The sequence below is a fragment of the Pollutimonas bauzanensis genome (genome assembly GCF_900129885.1).
GTDB classification, from domain to species: domain Bacteria; phylum Pseudomonadota; class Gammaproteobacteria; order Burkholderiales; family Burkholderiaceae_B; genus Pollutimonas; species Pollutimonas bauzanensis.
The window spans coordinates 159,880-176,968 of record NZ_FQXE01000009.1 but is presented as its reverse complement, the minus strand read 5'-3'; the positions used below and the strand labels follow the sequence as shown (position 1 = coordinate 176,968).

Sequence of the window (17,089 nt, the reverse complement as noted above, 5' to 3'; positions counted from 1 at the left end):
GCTCCCCCTACTGCTATGGAGGCTGTGTTCGTAACACACGATGATCGGCGTACTTCGCTACCAGCACATGGGCCAGCAGACCCGAGGTAGCAATTCCCTTGTCGATGATCTGTGCCGGCATGGGTGCCTGAGTCAGGATCTCGCACTGGCGGCAGGTCCACTCGCCACGGATGTGTTGTTCGACGCTGAACACCCCAGGGGTGTAGTCCAGCTTCTCGGTGATGTCTTGGCCGATGCGCTGCATCTGGCAGCCGCAGGTACACGTGGTGCAGTGCGGTTCGTGGCGAACTTGGATACGAGGCAGTTCCGGTGGCAAGACCTGACGCGTGGGTTGGGAAACAGCCTTTTGCCCCGGGGGCTGCCCGCCCAGATTGATCAGTTCCTGCTCGATGGCAGCGATGTCGGCATCGACCGCGTCCTCCAGCAACAACCCCTGTTCACCGCCGAGCTGTTCGCTCTTCTTGCCGAAGCGATAGCGGCGCAGCACCGCAATCTCATGCGTGAGTTTGCGGATGTGGATTTCCTTGAACTGGATGTCGTGAGCTTGCGTGGCCACCACCTGGCGGGTCTCATCCAACTCACCCATCAATTGCCTGGCCAAGGCCCGCAGGGCATTGGCATCAAGCTGATCGAGATTAGGAACAGATTTCACAGACATGACCGCCATGATGCCATGCCTGTGAGCGGCGCACCATTCGGATTGCACCGGATTGCAAATCCGTGGTCACAAGAGGGCGATCGACTCATACTCGTCCAAGCGATGCCACGGCAGGCCAACGACCAGGGCGCGTACCTGTTCAGCAGAGAGCTCGATCTGTGTGTCACCGGGCCGTGGCCAGTGCACACTACCTTGATGCAGGCGGCGCACGGCCAACCAGATGCCGAAGCCGTCACACACCAGTACCTTCAGCCTTGTGCCTCGACGGTTGGCAAACAGGTAGGCGTGATGGGGCTGCGAAGCGCCGAAGACTTCCACGACACGAGCCAGCAGTCGGTCCATGCCGCTGCGCATGTCCACCGGATCAACTGCCAGCCAGATCTGGTCGATGCGGATCACCGCAACCACTCGCGCAGGAGCTCGGCGCACTGCACTGCGGCGCTCACCGGCCCAGGATACGCACACTGTCGTGGCACCACGCTTGAGCTCCAGACGGACGGTCTCGTTGCCAACGGGTGACTGGCTTGGACTCAGAGGCACGGGTAGAAACGGGGTGATGGACTGAGGCGTGGAAACCCTGAGTGCGGTTGTGCCCTGCTCGTGCCGATCATCGTCACTTAAGATGTGATGTCCGTAGCGCTCGTGCTCTGTGACCCACCGATGCAAGACATTGGGGTTCATGCCGTGCTCCACCGCAAGCGATGCCAACGACACATCGCCCTGCAAACATTGCGCCACCATTTCGGCCTTGAACTGTCGCGTGTAGGTGCGCCTGCGTCGGCTCGAGTTAAGAGAGTCTGCGCTCATTATCGTGTCCACTTAATTATCGTGGACGCGATCTTCTCGTATCACACAGCGCGACTCAATGTGTGTTCACCGGACGCATACCGAGATCCGGCGCGGCAGCACGTTATCCTAAAACGCCACCCGCAGGCCCGCATTCACGGCGCCCAGCGTGGCGCCGCGGCGGGCCTCGCCCGATACGCCAAGGTAGGCATAGGCGTTGCGCGCAAAGCGGGCCGTGCCATGGACGCCCGCCTGAACGAACGTGCGGCCCACGGTGGGCGCATAGATCGTGGTGGCAATGCCTCCAAGGGCGGCATCCAGGCGGGGACGGATCAGCCCGCCCGCATCCGCGCCCACGCCCGCATAGGCCTTATAGGTGTAGGCTTCGGCCAGCGGATCCGAGGCCAGCGAGCCCGCGGCCAGCCCGAGGACGCCGCGCACGCCATTGCCCGTGTAGCGCCCGATATCGAGCGCGGCAGGGCTGGATTCCTCGTTGAACGATGACTGGGCCACCCGTTGCCAGGTCAGGCGGGCGTACGGCGTGAGCACCGTGTCCTGCCATGCCCATGGGCGGCTGATCCCGACGCTGAGCAAGGCGCTGTTGCCCCAGGCGTCGTTTGCCTTGAACTTGCCGCCATAGCCCGTCAGGTTGTGGCGCGATGCGTCGGTGGTGGTCAAGCCGAAGCTGGCCATGCCATCGACGACAAAGTCCTGAACCGGCAGATTGCCATACAGAAACAGCGAACCTTCCTGCACGGTGCCCGAGCCCTGGCTGGCCGAGACGCTGGTATTGGAGAAGGCGACGCCCCCGCCCACCGTCGCGCCTTGCGCCAGGCGCGTGTCGGTTCCCACCACGGCCTGGAACAGGCTGCTGGAATGGCTGCTGGCGTAGTCGTCGCCGGAGCGGTGGCCGCCCTGGTAGACCAGATCGACCCAGACCTTGCCATCGGGCGCGACTGCCTGGGCCGATGAGCCCTGGCTGGCGCCTGCCTGCGCGCGCGACTCGCCCAGGCGCGCGACCACGGCCTGCTGCAGCCGAAGCGCGGCTTGCGGCGCGGCGGCAAGCGTGGCGCCATAGACCTGGCCCGACAAAGACTGCGTGAAGGAAGCCAGGCTGGCGGCGTTCTGGCCCGAGGCGGCGTAAAGCACCTCGTCCTGCCTACCGCTGGCCGCGCCCGATTGATTCAGGTCGCGCATCTGGTCCAGCGCGCTGGCCGCGGCGCGGGTGTTGGCATTGCCGGCGGACAGGGTCGCGGCGTAAGACGTGGGAACCAGGGCCAGGTCCAGGCTGTTGCTGTCGGCCAGGTTGTAGAACGCGATGAACTGGGTGCCGGGGGCAAGCTGCGCCGGCTGGGTCAGCGTGGAGAAGCGCCCGGCAATACCGCCGTCGGCCGTGACGATGCGGAACCGGTCGCCCAGCGCCGGCGTGTAGGCGGCGCTGCCGTAGCCGGGCTCGGACGGAGTGAACAGATCAGCCAGGCGCGGGCTCAGGGTCGTGTCGGCGCCGATGGCAAACTGCCCGCCCGTCGACAGGAACGAATAGTAGCCCGTGTCCGCCGGAGACGTGCCGCTGGCCTGCACGGTGCCCGCAATATCCTGCTGATACGTGCTGCCGCTCACCATCGTGACACTCGAATTGGCCCGGATGTAGCCGGGCGAGTTGCCCGGTTTGAAGGTGCCCGCCACAGTGATGGGGCCGGCAATGGTACCCGTGCCATGAAGCATGGCCGGGGCCGCCACATAAACCGCTCCTGTGCCCAAGGCGGAATCGCCCGCAATGCCCAGCGCACCCGACGCAACCGTGGTGCCGCCGCTATAGGTATTGTTGCCCGATAGCACCACCTCGCCCGCGCCCTCGAAGGTCAGGCCGCCGGCGCCGGAGAAGGCGCCCGACAGGCTGGCCGTGCCGTTGGCGGGCGCCGTGATGACGCCGCCGGCGCCTTGCACGGCAAACGCCTGGCTGGAGCTGTTCCCCGCGGCGAGCGTCAGGCTGCCCCCATCGAACACCGGCTGAGCGGCGGTGCCTATGTCGGCGAGCGTAAAGGACAGGCCGCGATCGATATTGGGAACCGTGGCGGGAGGGATGAAGGCGGGCGTGAAAATCAGGTCCCAAAGAGTGCCCGACGAATTGACCAGGGACCAGTCGTAGGCGCCGAACACGCCTTGGGTGTTGGCCAGATTGCTGGCCAGTATGCCATCGAGGACCGAGGAATACGTGGCGGCCGCCACGACGGAATCGGAATAGATGCCGAAATTCATCGTACTTGTAGATGTGCCGCCGCCACCTTCGGCTAATTTACCGTATTCCGATGGACTCTTGATGATGATGTTGTAATTCTTGGGCAGCTGGGTATGAACAGGACTGGTCGCGTCGTCAGAAATGATGATAAGTGGCGTGCTGCCGCCTTGGAGATTGTTCAGTGTGGTTATGGTGCCCTGGTTGTTGAGGCCCGGAAACGTCCCGTTTGTTATGGAGCCAAAATTGCTCAGTACCGTGATGGTGCCAGAGTTGGCAATGCCAGTGGCCAAGCCCCCCGTCACCGAACCATAATTAATGAAACTATCGATCGTTCCAGCATTAAGGATACCAGTAAGGAATCCGGAAATATTTCCGTAATTTGTAATCTCGATTCCCGAAACATCAAGAACGGCAAGTCCAATGATTCCGCTTGCATTAGAAGGCGAGGATGCCGTTCCAATCGAGATCGTTTGATTCGAAAGAGTAATTTGCAAATTGCTGCAGCTGACAGTTTCGCCATTGGCGGTGCAACCGGAAGCAATAGGCGTGGCGATAGCACCAGCGCTATACGAAAATATGACAATGCTGAATGTTAATGCGCAGAAAAGGGAATGCTTGTACATGCTGGAGCCTATGGCGGAAAGAAGGTTTCCGCGCCAAACCTGGGGTTCCAGAATTGCGGAGTTCCGAACTATACTACTACATAATTTACTAGTCGTTGTATTTATACAACGATATTTTGAATTTCACGTCGGCCAGCGTCACCGTCTCCAGATGCCGGTTTGCACTCAGTCGCCCGATAGCCGCGCCTTCCTAAGCAGCGCCTGCAGTGCCAATATCGTTGCCAGCTATTTAGCTATTCCGGCGCGAAGGGCGTTATAAGTAGGTCGAGCAGTAGCATTAAGTTCTGCGGTTCCTCCATCGTCCACGCCCGTGGTGCAGGTCGCGGCGAGGCGTAGGCGCACAGTGCCGGCAGCAACAGCGGCGTTAAGCTTTTCGTTTTCATCCTGTTTTTCCTTGAGCCACAAAACACCTCGTACTGAAACTAGTGGACTTGGGGCTGGCAAATGGTAAGCATCCGGTGAACCTTGCAATTACCCAAAAATATCAGTTAGTTGCTTATGATTTCTAATGAGTTGGTTTAAGTAGGTTGTATTCTGTTGCCATACGGACGATCCCGGAGGTCATTCGAATGGCGACGCTATCAAATGCGAGATTCAGTGCAGATGCCAGGGCGGAACAGGAAGGCGCAACTGCGCAGTGCGAGTTCTGTGATGCGCGTTTGGCCCGGCGTTTTCGCCAGGTTCTCAAACAGATCACGACGGCCGGTGAACCGAGTATCCCCTTTGCTTGCCAAGACGCAGCACAATCGAAGGCGGCCTATCGCTTCTTTTCGAATCCGCGTGTTGATGAATGGGCGATTTTGTCCGGGCATATGCACTGCACACGTGATCGTGTCCAATCAACGCCAGGATCATTGCTCGTGTTGCACGATACGACGGAGATTTCGTATGGCAGTAACGAGGGTGACATAGGGCTGCTCAGTCGGGTGGCGCGTAAAACGATATGCGGCCTATTGATGCATTCGAGCCCTGTCGTCACTCCCGAGGGACTGCCTCTGGGGATAGCTGCTGTTAAATTCTGGACGCGCAATAAATTCAAGGGAACTAATGCCCTCAAACGCAAGGTCAATCCAACCCGTGTACCGATTGAGCAGAAGGAAAGTATCCGCTGGTTGCAGAACGTGCAGCAATCAACAGAATTGCTGAGATGTCCGGATCAATGTATCCACGTGGGCGATCGTGAAAGCGACATCTACGAATTATTCTGCGCCGCTCAAAAATTGGGTACACACTTTCTGGTGCGCACCTGCGCTGATCGGCTCTGTGGCGATCAGCGCACACGGTGGCGCAGGAGATGCGCACTGTACGTAGCAGGGGCGTGCACAAGGTAGAGTTCAGAGATAAGAACGGACGGGTGTGCGAGGCACGGTTGGCATTGACGTTTCGGCGATTGCGTCTTTTGCCGTCGCGCGCAAAGTGTAGCCGATATCCTGAATTGACGGTTACTGTTATCCATGCGCGAGAAAAGGATAAGCCTAAAGGGCGAGATCCGATCGACTGGAAGCTGGTAACTGACATGCCGGTGCGCACGCGGACCGAGGCGATTGAGAAGCTACGATGGTATGCATTGCGCTGGAAAATTGAGGTGTTCCACTACATCCTGAAATCAGGCTGCCGGATCGAACAATCCAAGCTGCGCACGGCGCAACGGCGCGTTAATCTCATTGCGCTGTGTTGCATCGTCAGTTGGCGAATCTTCTGGCTCACCATGATTCATCGCTCGGCGCCCAGAGCGCCACCAGGGCTAGCGTTTACAACAGACGAAAGATTCGTGCTGACCCAGCTATCCCAACAGTGGCGCAAGCCCTTATCGCAGCAGTCATGTCTGGCAAAATATCTGATTTGCCTGGCCCGGCTTGGCGGCTATCTGGCGCGGACGCATGATCCACCTCCGGGCAACTTGGTTATCTGGAGAGGAATGCGTCGGCTTAGCGATTTGCTGTTGGGCGCGCAGCTCGTCAAGAATTGTGGGTAATTGCAAGCCGGTGAACCTTTCAATTACCCACAATTTCAACTAGGAATATTATTTAGTTAAAGTAAATTATAGGTAATTGAGAGCATCATGCATACGTTAATCCCTAGCGTGAGCCACCTCTCGGATACCGTCAATGACCGAACCTGGATAACGCATGAATTGGCGGATAGCCAATTTGGCGACAAGCGATTGGATAAACGCTTGAAGCAGGTCATATCGAGCCTTTGGGGTTCTGACCCTGCCTCGCTTCCACGTACACCAAGTTATGCTGCTTTCAACATGGCTTCATCAGTGACCGGGGCCTGAAACCCGTTCGAGGAATGCAGGCGTCGTCGGTTATAAAAGCCTTCTATCCAATCCACGATATCGAGCCGAGCTTGCTGGCGATCACGATAATGGACCCGATAAAGCCTCTCCACTTTCAACGTTTTAAAGAAACTCTCCATTGGCGCATTATCCCAAGCATTGGCCTTGCGGCTCATAGACATCACGAAGCCATACTGCGATACCAGCTTCTGATGCATATGGCTGGCATACTGACTGCCGCGATCCGTGTGCAGGATCAGGCCCGGTGCCGGCTTTCGTTGCCAATAGGCAGACTTCAGGGCTTGGCAGACAAGCGCGGCATCAATCCTCTCAGACATCGACCAGCCCACTATCCGACGAGTGGCAAGATCAAGTACAGCAGCCAAATACAGCCATCCCTGACCAGTGGCCAGTAGAGTAAGAGACAAGGCGTAGTCGAACTATTTCCCCGCCTCTCCGTGAGCGTCCGGTAAAACCATCTTGAAGATCGAAGGCAGTTCGTAGAGGATGGCGGCTCCACTATTTTCTTGGTGGAGTAACTCATCCTACTAGGTGGAGTAATGCATCCTTACGAGCCTCAAGCACAAGAAGGCCGGCGCCGCCAGCGCCAGTACAGCAACGAGTACAAGCTCGAGGTAGTTGCGAGTTGTCAGCAGCGTGGCGTCTCCGTCGCAGCGGTGGCCCGGGCACACGATCTGCATCCGAACCTGCTTCGCAAATGGATTCAGGAGCATGAACGCTTCGGCGCCCCGGCGCCTGCGCCCGTACCCGTTTTGCGGCGTGATGTGGCTGCGCAATTCATACCGATTCAGTTGCCCGAGCCTGAAGCGCCGACGGCCAAGGCCCGCGAAGAGATCGTGATTGAGTTGCAGTACAACGGTTTGAAGGCTTCGATATGCTGGCCAATGGCTCAGTCCGAACAGTGCGCGACCTGGCTGCGCGAGGTGATGCGATGATCCGTATCGACGCCGTCTGGTTGGCGGTGGGCCCCATGGATATGCGCGCGGGCGCCGACACGGCGCTGGCCCGAGTGGTGCAGGTGTTTGGGGCGGCGCACCCGCACCATGCGTATCTGTTTGCCAACCGGCGCGCCAACCGCATGAAGGTGCTGGTGCACGATGGCGTGGGCGTGTGGCTGGCGGCGCGTCGGCTGAACCAGGGGCGCTTCGTGTGGCCACGCGCCCCAGACGCGCCCTACGTGGCATTAAGTCATGAGCAGGTGGACGCGCTGGTGCTGGGCTTGCCGTGGCAGCGTATCGGCCCGGGGGGCATCATTACCGTTTTATAGTGATCAAGGCGGCGCCGCCTTGGCAATCCGGGCCTTCGCCAATGGCTGCGCGCCACCGGTTCTGGCACACTGGGGGGCTATGGATCTGGCCTCTGAACCTCTCGACCAACTGACCGCGCAGCAATTGCGCGAGCTGGCCAGCGGCCTGATGGCCAGCCTGGCTGAACGCGACAGCGTGATCGAGCGCAAGGATCAGGAGATTCATTACCGCGACACCAAGATCGGACAACTGACGCACGAGATCGCGGTGCTGCGCCGGCACCAGTTCGGTAAAAGAAGCGAACACTTCCAAGGCGTGCAAGGCAGCCTGCTCGATGAGGCGGTGTGCGCCGATATTGCCGCCATTGAACTGGAGCTGGAACAATTGGCGGGACGCGCCACGGCCCCGATGCCGGTGCGCGAGCAGCCTAAACGCGCCGCCCTGTCAGCCTCGTTCCCACGCACGGATCACTACCATGAACCCGAATCGACGCTGTGCCGCTGTGGTTGCCGGCTTGAGCGCATCGGCCAAGACGTCAGCGAAAAGCTGGACTTCACGCCGGGGCTCTTTAGCGTGCAGCGCCACATCCGTGGCAAATGGGTGTGTGGCCAGTGCAAAACCTTGACCCAGGCGCCGGTACCCGCACACGTGATCGACAAGGGCTTGCCCACTGCCGGGTTGCTTGCCCAGGTGCTGGTGGCCAAATATGGTGATCATATGCCGCTGTATCGGCAGGAGAAAATCTTCGAACGTGCCGGCTTGGCGTTGTCGCGCTCGACCATGGCGCAATGGGTAGGCGTGTGCGGTGTGCAACTGCAGCCGCTGGTCGATGCACTGCGCGAGGCGATGCTTGCCCACCGAGTCCTGCACGCTGACGAGACGCCAGTACAGATGCTCAAACCCGGTAGTGGCAAAACCCATAAAGCGTACCTGTGGGCTTATGCGCCCGGGGCCTTCGAGGACTTGCGTGGCGTGGTGTACGACTTCGCCGAGGGGCGCGCGGGCGAACATGCCCGCGCCTTCTTCGGTGATTGGCGCGGCAAGCTCATCTGCGACGACTACGTGGGCTACAAGAAGTCCTTTACCGAAGGCATTACCGAAATCGGTTGCATGGCGCACGCACGTCGTAAGTTCTTCGATCTGCACGCCAAGCATCAAAGCCAGCTGGCCGGTAAAGCCCTGCAGTACTTCGGCATGCTCTATGACATCGAGCGCTATATCAAGTCTCTGTCGAGCCAGGATCGACGTCAGTTCCGGCAGGATTACGCGAAACCCATCACAGACGCCTTGCATGCCTGGATGATAGGCCAGCGCCTGTTGGTGCCCGACGGCTCAGCGACGGCCAAAGCGCTCGATTACAGCGTCAAGCGCTGGGTGGCGCTCACGCGTTACCTGGACGATGGACAATTGCCCATCGATAACAATCATATCGAGCAGCAAATCAGGCCTATTGCCATAGGAAGATCGAACTGGATGTTCGCGGGTTCCTTGCGCGCTGGAAAACGGGCCGCCGCCGTCATGGGTCTGATCCAGTCGGCCAAGTTAAACGGCCACGATCCGTATGCCTATCTGAAAGATGTGCTCACGCGTCTGCCAACCCACAAGGCCAGCCAGATCGACCAATTGCTGCCGCATCACTGGCAACCCTCGATCTGATCAATGACAACGCACGCCCATGGCGTGCGTGTCAATCTGTGTTCCCCACGCGCTTACGCCTCTCCTCTCCGAACCGGACGTGCACCTCTCAGCGCATCCGGCTCTCCATAACAAAGTCATCTGCATACCGGCAATAGGCAACTGCTGGTTTCCATTGCCGGTTTTCTCGTACAGCAATGGGACGCTGTTTGAGAATACCGAAGTTCCACGCCCGCCGATCTTTGCGCCCTTTCTTGCTCAGGTAGTTCCTTTCCATCCACAAGTCAAACTCGTGCAGCATGATGTTGGATAACAGGAGTGAGATGACACCGCCCTGAGGAACACGCCTTCGCTCGAAGCACGGAACAGATCGCGATCAACGCAGCCCGCCTCGATAAATTTCCAGAGTAAGGCAAGGAAGCGCTGATCGGCGATCCGCTTACGAATCGCCTTCAGAAGCAGGCGATGATGCACGGTGTCGAAGTAGCTGGCAAGGTCGCCCTCAATAACCCAGCGTCCGGCGACACTTTGTTCACCACCGTCTTGTAACTGAAGCTTCACCGTACGAATCGCATGATGGACGCTACGGGCCGGTCTGAAGCCATAGGAAGCCGGGTGGAAATCGCTTTCCCATATCGGCTCCATGGCCATCAGCATGGCCCGTTGCACGATCCGATCCCGTAGGCTCGGGATGCCGAGTGGTCGGAGCTTGCCGTTCGCTTTCGGTATATACACGCGTCGTGCGGGCAGCGGACTGTACGAGCCCGCTAACAGGCCGTCGCGTATCGTCGATAGTTCATTATGGAGATGTGCCTCCATCATGCGTTTATCGACCCCGTCCATGCCCGGCGTGCGAGCCCCGCTGGAAGCCAGCGTAATGCGGGCCGCTTCACTCAGCCAAGACTTGTCAGCAACAAGCCTAAGGAGTCGATCGAACTTGCGTTCTTTGCCCTCCGTCGACCATGTCGCCAGTTTGCTTTGCATTTCACTGATTATCAAAGGTCTTCACCTCACTACGGTCAGTTAATCAACCCAACAAACCATTTAAACGGTCCGCCTTCGCCATGTGGCTGGTTTTCCCAGCCTCGGACTACTACGCGGGCTCCGCCAGCCCGCACATCATCGGGGGGCACACTCCCTTGGCATTTGTGCAAGCCTTCCCCAGTTCACATGCTGGACTCAACGCATGGGTGAGGTTGCCTGTCGCAGTCTTTATCCTTGCTTGTCGCAAGTCGTCGCAAACACCACGGTCTAGCTGCGCGCTCCCCGTAGTTCCACACTGTCGGACATACATACTCAGACAGTCTTCGTGCCGCCGGGCCATACGTGTGACCGACGACAATTCGCGTCCTACCCGTAAAGCGGTGTGGGCAGGGGTGACATTTCAACCCTCAGATGCGATTTAACAGGTTCGTGTTCCTCAACCGTCCCATGCTCAGCCGAGAGACTCATCTTGGCGTAACCGCTTCGCCGCAAGCCCCGTTTCCCACGGACTACGTCACCTTGCCAGTGTCGGCAAGTCACCGCCGCTTCGGCTCACTTCCTCTCACAGCAGAGAAAGGGCATGTCCCTGGTACTGCTCCATCAACTTCTCCAGGTAATGCATTCCAAACATGCTCAAGCAGCATTACCCCCGTATGGGCGGGCTACGCTGTCTGGGCGTACCATACGTAATGTCCGCTACCCACGCCTGATTCGGATGCCAGCCATCGAAGCGCCTCTGGAGCACATTTCGAGCAACCGGCAGTTTGTGGTTCGAATCGGTTGTGACCCGGTAAGGGCGTCTGTAGACCGGATTCAAACCCTGGCGCAACAGACTGCGGCGTACCCGCTCGCTGCCAACACGCAAGCCTTGCTGGCGCAGCGCCTGTATGATTCTGGGCCTGCCGTAGCTGCCTTTGCTCTAACGATGAATCACTGCGATTCGAGCATCGAGCGACGCGTTTTCCCTAGCCCGAGAACTCGGTGGCTGCGTTCGCCATTGGCAGTAACCAGAACGAGATACCGACAAAAGGTGGCACAAACGGCTAACTGCGTAATGGCCGCGGTTTTGTTCGATCAAGGCATACTTCATCGCGATCCCTTGGCGAAGTATGCCGTTGCTTTTTTTAGAATTTCAACATCCAATTTCGCCTCTGCCAGCTCCTTTCTCAGTCGGCTGTTCTCGGCCTCCAGCTCTGAGATGGGGCGTTTAGACAGGCCAGGTAGGGCCACCGACGTCGCAGAACCTTCCTTGCGCGCCCGACGAGCCCAGTTGCCCACCGTGGCCGTGGGAGCACCCAACCTTCGGGCTGCTTCATTCACGCCAACGGACTCCACCAAGCGAACCGCTTCAACCTTGAACTCCTCGGTGTACTCCCTCTTGCCAATACTTTTCTCTTTCATCATCACTCTCCGTACAGTAAGAATTTAAACAATTCCTGCTGTACGTGAAACCGGGGCAAGGTCACGTGTTTTAGGGGGGTCATCATGACGGTTAACTCTTTACGAAACCGAGCAATTTCCGCGAAATGATCTGAGCGAAGAAGGATTCAAAGCGGTGGGCAGGGCCGATTAGCCAGATACGTTGACGCAGCACTCGTTGCGTTACACTGGAAATCACACTTTCAATGGCCAAGTCGGTTAAGGTTTTCAACATCAAAAAAGCGCCATCAGACCAGAGTGGGCGAAAGTAATGAGAGGCATCCATGAAAACAACGTTACATCCACCCGTATTTATCACTTCGGCCGCGTTTATGCTGGTCATAGTGCTATTGACCGTTTTTGCGCCGGCCACTGCCGAATCCGTGTTCAATATGGTTCAATCATGGATACTCGAGAAACTGAGCTGGTTCTATATTCTAACGGTGGCGATCATATTGCTTTCTGTCGTCTACTTGGCGATCAGCCGATATGGCGACATCAAGCTGGGGCCTGATCACAGCCAGCCGGATTACCGAAGCGTCACCTGGTTCGCCATGCTGTTTTCGGCGGGAATGGGTATTGGCCTGATGTTTTTTGGCGTGGCCGAACCAGTCATGCATTTTCTCAGTCCACCCGTTGGTACAGGCAGCAATGTGGATGCGGCCCGCGAGGCCATGAGAATAACGTTTTTCCACTGGGGCCTGCATGCATGGTCGATCTATGCCATTGTCGGGCTCATCCTTGCCTTTTTTAGCTATCGACACGGTTTGCCGCTAACGCTGCGGTCAGCGCTTTACCCATTGATAGGCGATCGAATACATGGCCCTATCGGACACGCTGTTGATATTTTCGCCATCATTGGTACGGTTTTCGGTATCGCCACATCGCTGGGGGTGGGAGTTGCACAAATCAACAGTGGCCTGAATCATCTGTTTGGCGTGCCAGTAAGCGTCACCATGCAAGTGATACTAATCATCGTCGCCTCGTCGCTGGCGACGATCTCCGTTGCAAGCGGATTGGATCGCGGTATACGCATCCTCTCAGAAACGAATCTTGCACTGGCCGTCTTGTTGTTATTGTTCGTGCTGATACTGGGTCCCACTGTCTTCATATTGCAGACATTCGTGCAAAACACGGGTTCATACCTGTCCGACCTCGTGACCAAAACGTTCAATCTGTATGCTTACGAGCCTAATGACTGGATTGGCGGCTGGACGCTGTTTTACTGGGGCTGGTGGATCGCGTGGTCGCCCTTCGTCGGCTTGTTTATTGCTCGTATTTCGCGCGGCCGCACCATAAGCGAATTTGTACGTGGTGTGCTGTTGGTCCCCGCAGGATTCACTTTGTTTTGGATGACCGTCTTTGGCGACACCGCGATTCATTTCATTCTGATCGACGGCATCAAGGACTTTGGGCAAGCCGTCGCTCAAGACAGTTCGCTCGCTTTATTTTTGTTCCTGGAGCAGTTGCCGTTGGCCAGTATTACATCCTTCATCGCTATCATCATGGTGGTTGTGTTTTTTGTTACCTCGGCTGACTCTGGCGCGCTCGTCGTCGATCTGCTGGCGTCAGGCGGTGCCGAGAACTCTCCCGTATGGCAGCGTATTTTCTGGTCGTTGCTGATCGGTGCTGTCGCCATAGCGCTTCTACTGGCCAACGGGCTCAAGGCACTTCAGACTGCTACTATCGCGAGCGCGTTACCGTTTTCCGTCATTTTATTGTTTTCGATATGGGGACTCTTCAAGGCGCTTAAGTTAGATGCCACTAAGCAGCGTATTCGCTATCAGACTGTGATGCGATCCCAGCCATTAAGCAATGGTCAGTCATGGCAACGACGCTTGCGCAATATGGTGATGATGCCCAAGCGCAAGCATGTGTTGTTTTTCATGAATGATGTTGTGCTTCCCGCTATGCATGCTGTAGCGCAGGAACTTCGTCAGCAGGACTACGAGGTTGAGGTGTACGAGAAGGGCGAAAACGATGAAATTCGTCTGGAAGTACTCCACCAGGGAGATGTCATGGACTTTAGCTATGCGGTGTGGCCGTTGGAGCAAGTCCGGCCCGTGTTGACTCCAGACGAAGTTAATGACGAGGAAGAGCGTCGCTTCTTTCGTGCCGAGGTTTTCCTGCGAGAGGGCGGTCAAGACTATGACATTATGGGCTGGAGCCGTGAAGATGTTATCGGTGATGTCCTGGATCAATACGAGCGCCATCGCCAGTATCTGCATATAGTTCATGGCTCGGTGGCCGCGCCTGCAGAGATCAAGCTCTCGGGTTCATAATTCACGGCAATAAGCTGATCAGCTCCCCCAAATGACGAAAAGGGGAGCTGATCAGTTCGATGCCGCGTCGGCTTCAAAGTACCCATTCATCTTTATGAAAATTCTTTCGCTTCCCAAAATTTCGTAGTTTGATATAGGAGTGCTGGCTCAAGGAGCTATTCATGACGAGCCGGCAATTCACGGTCAGCCATCTCAACGAAAATGAATACAAAATGGGATGGCTTCGTAGTTATTCTTCCATTCGTGACTAAGGGGTTGCCATGGAAGCCAACGAAATCACTACGGCGTACGTAATTCGAGTGATTTCGCTGTTTTCAGAAAGCTTCGGCCAGCAGAATCACGATGTGCAATACCAGCTCATATATTTCCTCAAAGGCTGGTTCAAAGTAAGCGGTCCATTGGACACAGGGCTTTCAGGCGGTCAGTCCCATGGCCGTCACCTGCGCGAGGGGTATTGACGTCTATTCTGAAGTTGTCGGCGGCGCCGTATTTGACGCCGTTCTCCCGTTGCTCAACGGCAAGCGCGTGGACAACACAGGTGCATTCATCAAAGCCGGTAAAGCGCTGTTCGTGCTTGGGAATCAAGATCGGCTCGAAACTGACATCGCGGTCGCGCGGATAATCCATACTCACGGGGCCCCGGTCGGTGATAATGGCTGTGCCGCTGGCGCCGTGGCGTTCATTGGACTGCTCGGGGGCTTAGCCTGGCCGGGTCGGTAGCCGAGGTCCATATTCATCCCGGCGCCCATGGCGCGTTCGATGATCGCCTTGTTAAACGCCAGCATCAGGCCCCAAACCTCTCCGGGCGCCATCGGCCCCTTGAGCAGCTCATCGAGCAGTTTCTGGGGCAACTCAGGCAATGGCCCTCGGGCCGCCGCCTGGGCACCTATCGTACGTTTCTTTTTTATTGGCATATCCATGCTGTTTACCTCGCACAATATGCCTTACCCACCAATTTCTGGATAGGCTCGCTGGTGCCAGTATTTCGCAATCCCCGCGCCTGGCGTGCGCTCAATGCACTTATTGCCTTGTTCATGCTGACGCCGTGCTTGCTGTCGCCGCTGCACCCGATCACCTAAGCCTCATGTTTCGTCCAGTCATGCGGTACAGTGGCCGATGTACCCGGATGAGCTCCGAATAAAATAGCAATCAACCGTCTGCTTTCCAAGATGTCTTGAATACCTGCTCAGTATCGGGAAGCTCCGGTGGCTAAGACTGGTACCGGCGCAAGAGCGATCCTTACTACTATCCGCTGTCGTGCCCGACCGCTAGGCATTAAGCGTCATTGCAAGAGAGATTCTGCAACGGCCACGCGGTCACTAATCTCGCGAGTGTTCGTTCGTGAGAGCTTGGTATCCACACCGCGACTTCGCTTGCAGATAACTTCAAACCGGTAGTGGCTGTCATGGCAATCAGTATAACCTTCTCCCTATCAATTACCTCAATTTCTCCAGAAAAGGCCGGCATTGCTGCCCGGTCATTGTGTCACGCCGTTCTCGCGTTCAAGGGCTGCGCTGCCGTGGGCAGCACTTGCGGCCGTGAGCCGTCTATGACCCTTGATCGCTTGCGCTGCGGCGTGTCCCTGCCGGGTCCGGGCAATCCCGCCCCGAGACACAGGAGAACACTATGCAACTTCCCTTGTTTAATTCGACTACCGTCTACGGCCCCGACGCATTTCCGTCCGGCGCCTTGCTCTTGCGAGATCCCGCGGGCCAGCTGGTCCAGGCGCGCGATCAGGATATTTTGACGGCGGCGCGCATGATTGCCGACCAGGCGCTGCCACGCAATGTGCGGCTAGACAGCCCGGGCCTGGTCGAAGACTTCATGCGCCTCAAGCTGAACTCGGCACTCGAATACGAGGTTTTCGGCATGGTACTGCTCAACGCACAGCATGAGCTCATCGAGTATCAGGAACCGTTTCGAGGCACCTTGACGCAAGCGAGCGTTTATCCGCGAGAGGTTGCCAGGATCGCGCTCAAGGCCAATGCGGGCGCCATTATCATCGCCCACAACCACCCAAGCGGAGCGCTTGTACCGAGCGAGGCTGACAAGGCACTAACGGCGCACCTGCGCAACACATTGCAGTTGATCGATGTGCGCCTGCTCGACCACATATTGGTGGCGGGCAATCAAACGCTGTCATTTGGCGCGCACGGCTTGCTTTAGGCGAAGCCGGATCGGTGCGCTTGCCGCGCCAGCTCGAGCAGCGAGCGCCGGCATCAAGTTTGGATGGCCGGCGCTTCTGGCCTCGACCTATTCGAGCCCATACCCCCGACGACGCTCGAAATCGCGATAGCCTTGTGCCACCTGCGGATCTGCGTACTGCGGTGACTTCGTTCGTGCCGCAGCCGTCCCGGCAAGGCCCGGCAGCTCACCGACAGATAACTGCCACTGCTGACGTGGTATCTGCTTGCCGATAAACGGACGCAAATAATCGTCCAGGTAGCCCGCCTTTGGGTCTTCCAGCTCCTGGGTCAGCGCCCGCAGTTAGCGGGCTTTCTGGGTTTGAGTCCAGTCGACCGACATATTGGCCCGAAAGCACAGCTCCGAACGCACCACGAGCATGGTGCGCCCGTTGCCATCAAGAAAAGGGTGGCCATAGGCAAACATCCCCATGACCAAGCCCGGCAGCGTAGCGATACGTTGCTATTCTTGCGCCAGTGACAGGTCTTGCTCATCCGCACGATGGCACGACTGCGGATGGCAAAAATACACATTGCCTTTGACGATAGCCTTGTCCGGCAAAACCTGAAACACCCGCCAGATATTCATACTCAATATTTTATGTGTTTATATCGAGTGAAACCTGGATAAGTCTCCTGCGTCACGAGGCATATGAGTATGCCGCCATCAAACACGAAAAGCTCGGCAAACCGCCCCTTGGTTATATAAGCCCCCCTCTGCTCGGCTTGCC

General features: G+C 57.4%; 14 protein-coding genes and 3 pseudogenes. 8 read left to right on the top strand and 9 right to left on the bottom strand.

Annotated elements, in window-relative coordinates:
- Window positions 1–13: 13 nt before the first annotated feature.
- The 4 genes from BUB23_RS16900 to BUB23_RS27850 all read right to left on the bottom strand — a co-directional run bounded on the left by BUB23_RS16900 (window position 14) and on the right by BUB23_RS27850 (window position 4,711).
- Window positions 14–667: an IS66 family transposase gene (locus tag BUB23_RS16900; protein WP_073105022.1), complete on the bottom strand. Its 654-nt coding sequence runs from the start codon at window positions 665–667 to the stop codon at window positions 14–16.
- 57 nt (window positions 668–724) lie between these two features.
- Complete coding sequence (gene tnpB, locus BUB23_RS26490) at window positions 725–1,465, bottom strand: IS66 family insertion sequence element accessory protein TnpB (protein WP_084136086.1); 741 nt, start codon at window positions 1,463–1,465, stop codon at window positions 725–727.
- 108 nt (window positions 1,466–1,573) lie between these two features.
- Window positions 1,574–3,973: an autotransporter outer membrane beta-barrel domain-containing protein gene (locus tag BUB23_RS16885; RefSeq protein ID WP_178372331.1), complete on the bottom strand. Its 2,400-nt coding sequence runs from the start codon at window positions 3,971–3,973 to the stop codon at window positions 1,574–1,576.
- Between the two features lie 558 nt (window positions 3,974–4,531).
- The gene (locus tag BUB23_RS27850) at window positions 4,532–4,711 is read right to left on the bottom strand and encodes a lysis system i-spanin subunit Rz (protein ID WP_073105017.1); all 180 of its coding nucleotides are present in this window, start codon (window positions 4,709–4,711) and stop codon (window positions 4,532–4,534) included.
- A 164-nt stretch (window positions 4,712–4,875) separates the two neighbouring features.
- Between BUB23_RS27850 and BUB23_RS27190 the strand changes: the two genes are divergently transcribed.
- From BUB23_RS27190 to BUB23_RS27845, 3 genes are all read left to right on the top strand, one after another.
- Window positions 4,876–5,637, top strand: coding sequence for an IS4/Tn5 family transposase DNA-binding protein (locus BUB23_RS27190; protein ID WP_218599048.1), 762 nt, complete (start codon window positions 4,876–4,878; stop codon window positions 5,635–5,637).
- Window positions 5,601–6,281, top strand: coding sequence for an IS4 family transposase (locus tag BUB23_RS27185; protein ID WP_218599046.1), 681 nt, complete (start codon window positions 5,601–5,603; stop codon window positions 6,279–6,281). The genes BUB23_RS27190 and BUB23_RS27185 overlap by 37 nt, the downstream gene beginning before the upstream one ends.
- An 87-nt stretch (window positions 6,282–6,368) precedes the next feature.
- A complete protein-coding gene (locus BUB23_RS27845) occupies window positions 6,369–6,587 on the top strand; it encodes an IS4/Tn5 family transposase DNA-binding protein (protein WP_073105014.1) in 219 nt (72 codons plus the stop codon).
- Here BUB23_RS27845 and BUB23_RS16865 read toward each other — a convergent pair.
- A pseudogene (locus tag BUB23_RS16865) lies at window positions 6,545–7,009 on the bottom strand (IS3 family transposase); the annotation flags it as partial. The gene BUB23_RS27845 and the pseudogene BUB23_RS16865 sit on opposite strands and share 43 nt — an antisense overlap.
- 138 nt (window positions 7,010–7,147) lie before the next feature.
- Between BUB23_RS16865 and BUB23_RS16860 the strand changes: the two are divergent.
- From BUB23_RS16860 to tnpC, 3 genes are all read left to right on the top strand, one after another.
- Window positions 7,148–7,543, top strand: a complete 396-nt coding sequence (locus BUB23_RS16860; protein WP_073105011.1) for a transposase — start codon at window positions 7,148–7,150, stop codon at window positions 7,541–7,543.
- Window positions 7,540–7,875, top strand: coding sequence for an IS66 family insertion sequence element accessory protein TnpB (gene tnpB / locus BUB23_RS16855; protein ID WP_073105008.1), 336 nt, complete (start codon window positions 7,540–7,542; stop codon window positions 7,873–7,875). Before BUB23_RS16860 ends, tnpB (BUB23_RS16855) begins: the two co-directional genes overlap by 4 nt.
- 79 nt (window positions 7,876–7,954) lie before the next feature.
- A complete protein-coding gene (tnpC, locus tag BUB23_RS16850; protein ID WP_073105005.1) occupies window positions 7,955–9,511 on the top strand; it encodes an IS66 family transposase in 1,557 nt (518 codons plus the stop codon).
- 237 nt (window positions 9,512–9,748) lie between these two features.
- Here tnpC and BUB23_RS16845 read toward each other — a convergent pair whose 3' ends face one another.
- Together BUB23_RS16845 and BUB23_RS27400 are read right to left on the bottom strand one after the other, a co-directional pair.
- Complete coding sequence (locus tag BUB23_RS16845; RefSeq protein ID WP_245801306.1) at window positions 9,749–10,474, bottom strand: reverse transcriptase domain-containing protein; 726 nt, start codon at window positions 10,472–10,474, stop codon at window positions 9,749–9,751.
- Between the two features lie 682 nt (window positions 10,475–11,156).
- Window positions 11,157–11,878: pseudogene (locus tag BUB23_RS27400) on the bottom strand (IS3 family transposase); the annotation flags it as partial.
- A gap of 299 nt (window positions 11,879–12,177) precedes the next feature.
- Here BUB23_RS27400 and BUB23_RS16835 point away from each other — a divergent pair.
- Complete coding sequence (locus BUB23_RS16835; RefSeq protein WP_073104999.1) at window positions 12,178–14,175, top strand: BCCT family transporter; 1,998 nt, start codon at window positions 12,178–12,180, stop codon at window positions 14,173–14,175.
- Window positions 14,176–14,676: 501 nt separating this feature from the next.
- Here BUB23_RS16835 and BUB23_RS16825 read toward each other — a convergent pair.
- Window positions 14,677–15,083, bottom strand: a pseudogene (locus tag BUB23_RS16825) (transposase); the annotation flags it as partial.
- A gap of 718 nt (window positions 15,084–15,801) precedes the next feature.
- Between BUB23_RS16825 and BUB23_RS16820 the strand changes: the two are divergent.
- Window positions 15,802–16,341, top strand: a complete 540-nt coding sequence (locus tag BUB23_RS16820) for a JAB domain-containing protein (RefSeq protein ID WP_073104990.1) — start codon at window positions 15,802–15,804, stop codon at window positions 16,339–16,341.
- 321 nt (window positions 16,342–16,662) lie between these two features.
- Here the strand turns inward: BUB23_RS16820 and BUB23_RS27840 are convergent, their stop codons facing one another.
- Window positions 16,663–16,791 (bottom strand): Fic family protein, encoded by a 129-nt coding sequence (locus tag BUB23_RS27840; protein ID WP_084136082.1) that lies wholly within the window; start codon window positions 16,789–16,791, stop codon window positions 16,663–16,665.
- Between the last annotated feature and the right edge of the window lie 298 nt (window positions 16,792–17,089).

Coding starts and splice junctions, on each gene's coding strand:
- BUB23_RS27845 (WP_073105014.1), top strand. CDS start 6,369: ATGCATACGTTAATCCCTAGCGTGAGCCACCTCTCGGATACCGTCAAT.
- BUB23_RS16835 (WP_073104999.1), top strand. CDS start 12,178: ATGAAAACAACGTTACATCCACCCGTATTTATCACTTCGGCCGCGTTT.
- tnpB (WP_084136086.1), bottom strand. CDS start 1,465: ATGAGCGCAGACTCTCTTAACTCGAGCCGACGCAGGCGCACCTACACG.
- tnpB (WP_073105008.1), top strand. CDS start 7,540: ATGATCCGTATCGACGCCGTCTGGTTGGCGGTGGGCCCCATGGATATG.
- BUB23_RS27190 (WP_218599048.1), top strand. CDS start 4,876: ATGGCGACGCTATCAAATGCGAGATTCAGTGCAGATGCCAGGGCGGAA.
- BUB23_RS27840 (WP_084136082.1), bottom strand. CDS start 16,791: ATGGGGATGTTTGCCTATGGCCACCCTTTTCTTGATGGCAACGGGCGC.
- BUB23_RS16845 (WP_245801306.1), bottom strand. CDS start 10,474: ATGCAAAGCAAACTGGCGACATGGTCGACGGAGGGCAAAGAACGCAAG.
- BUB23_RS27185 (WP_218599046.1), top strand. CDS start 5,601: ATGCGCACTGTACGTAGCAGGGGCGTGCACAAGGTAGAGTTCAGAGAT.
- BUB23_RS16900 (WP_073105022.1), bottom strand. CDS start 667: ATGGCGGTCATGTCTGTGAAATCTGTTCCTAATCTCGATCAGCTTGAT.
- BUB23_RS16860 (WP_073105011.1), top strand. CDS start 7,148: ATGCATCCTTACGAGCCTCAAGCACAAGAAGGCCGGCGCCGCCAGCGC.
- BUB23_RS16820 (WP_073104990.1), top strand. CDS start 15,802: ATGCAACTTCCCTTGTTTAATTCGACTACCGTCTACGGCCCCGACGCA.
- tnpC (WP_073105005.1), top strand. CDS start 7,955: ATGGATCTGGCCTCTGAACCTCTCGACCAACTGACCGCGCAGCAATTG.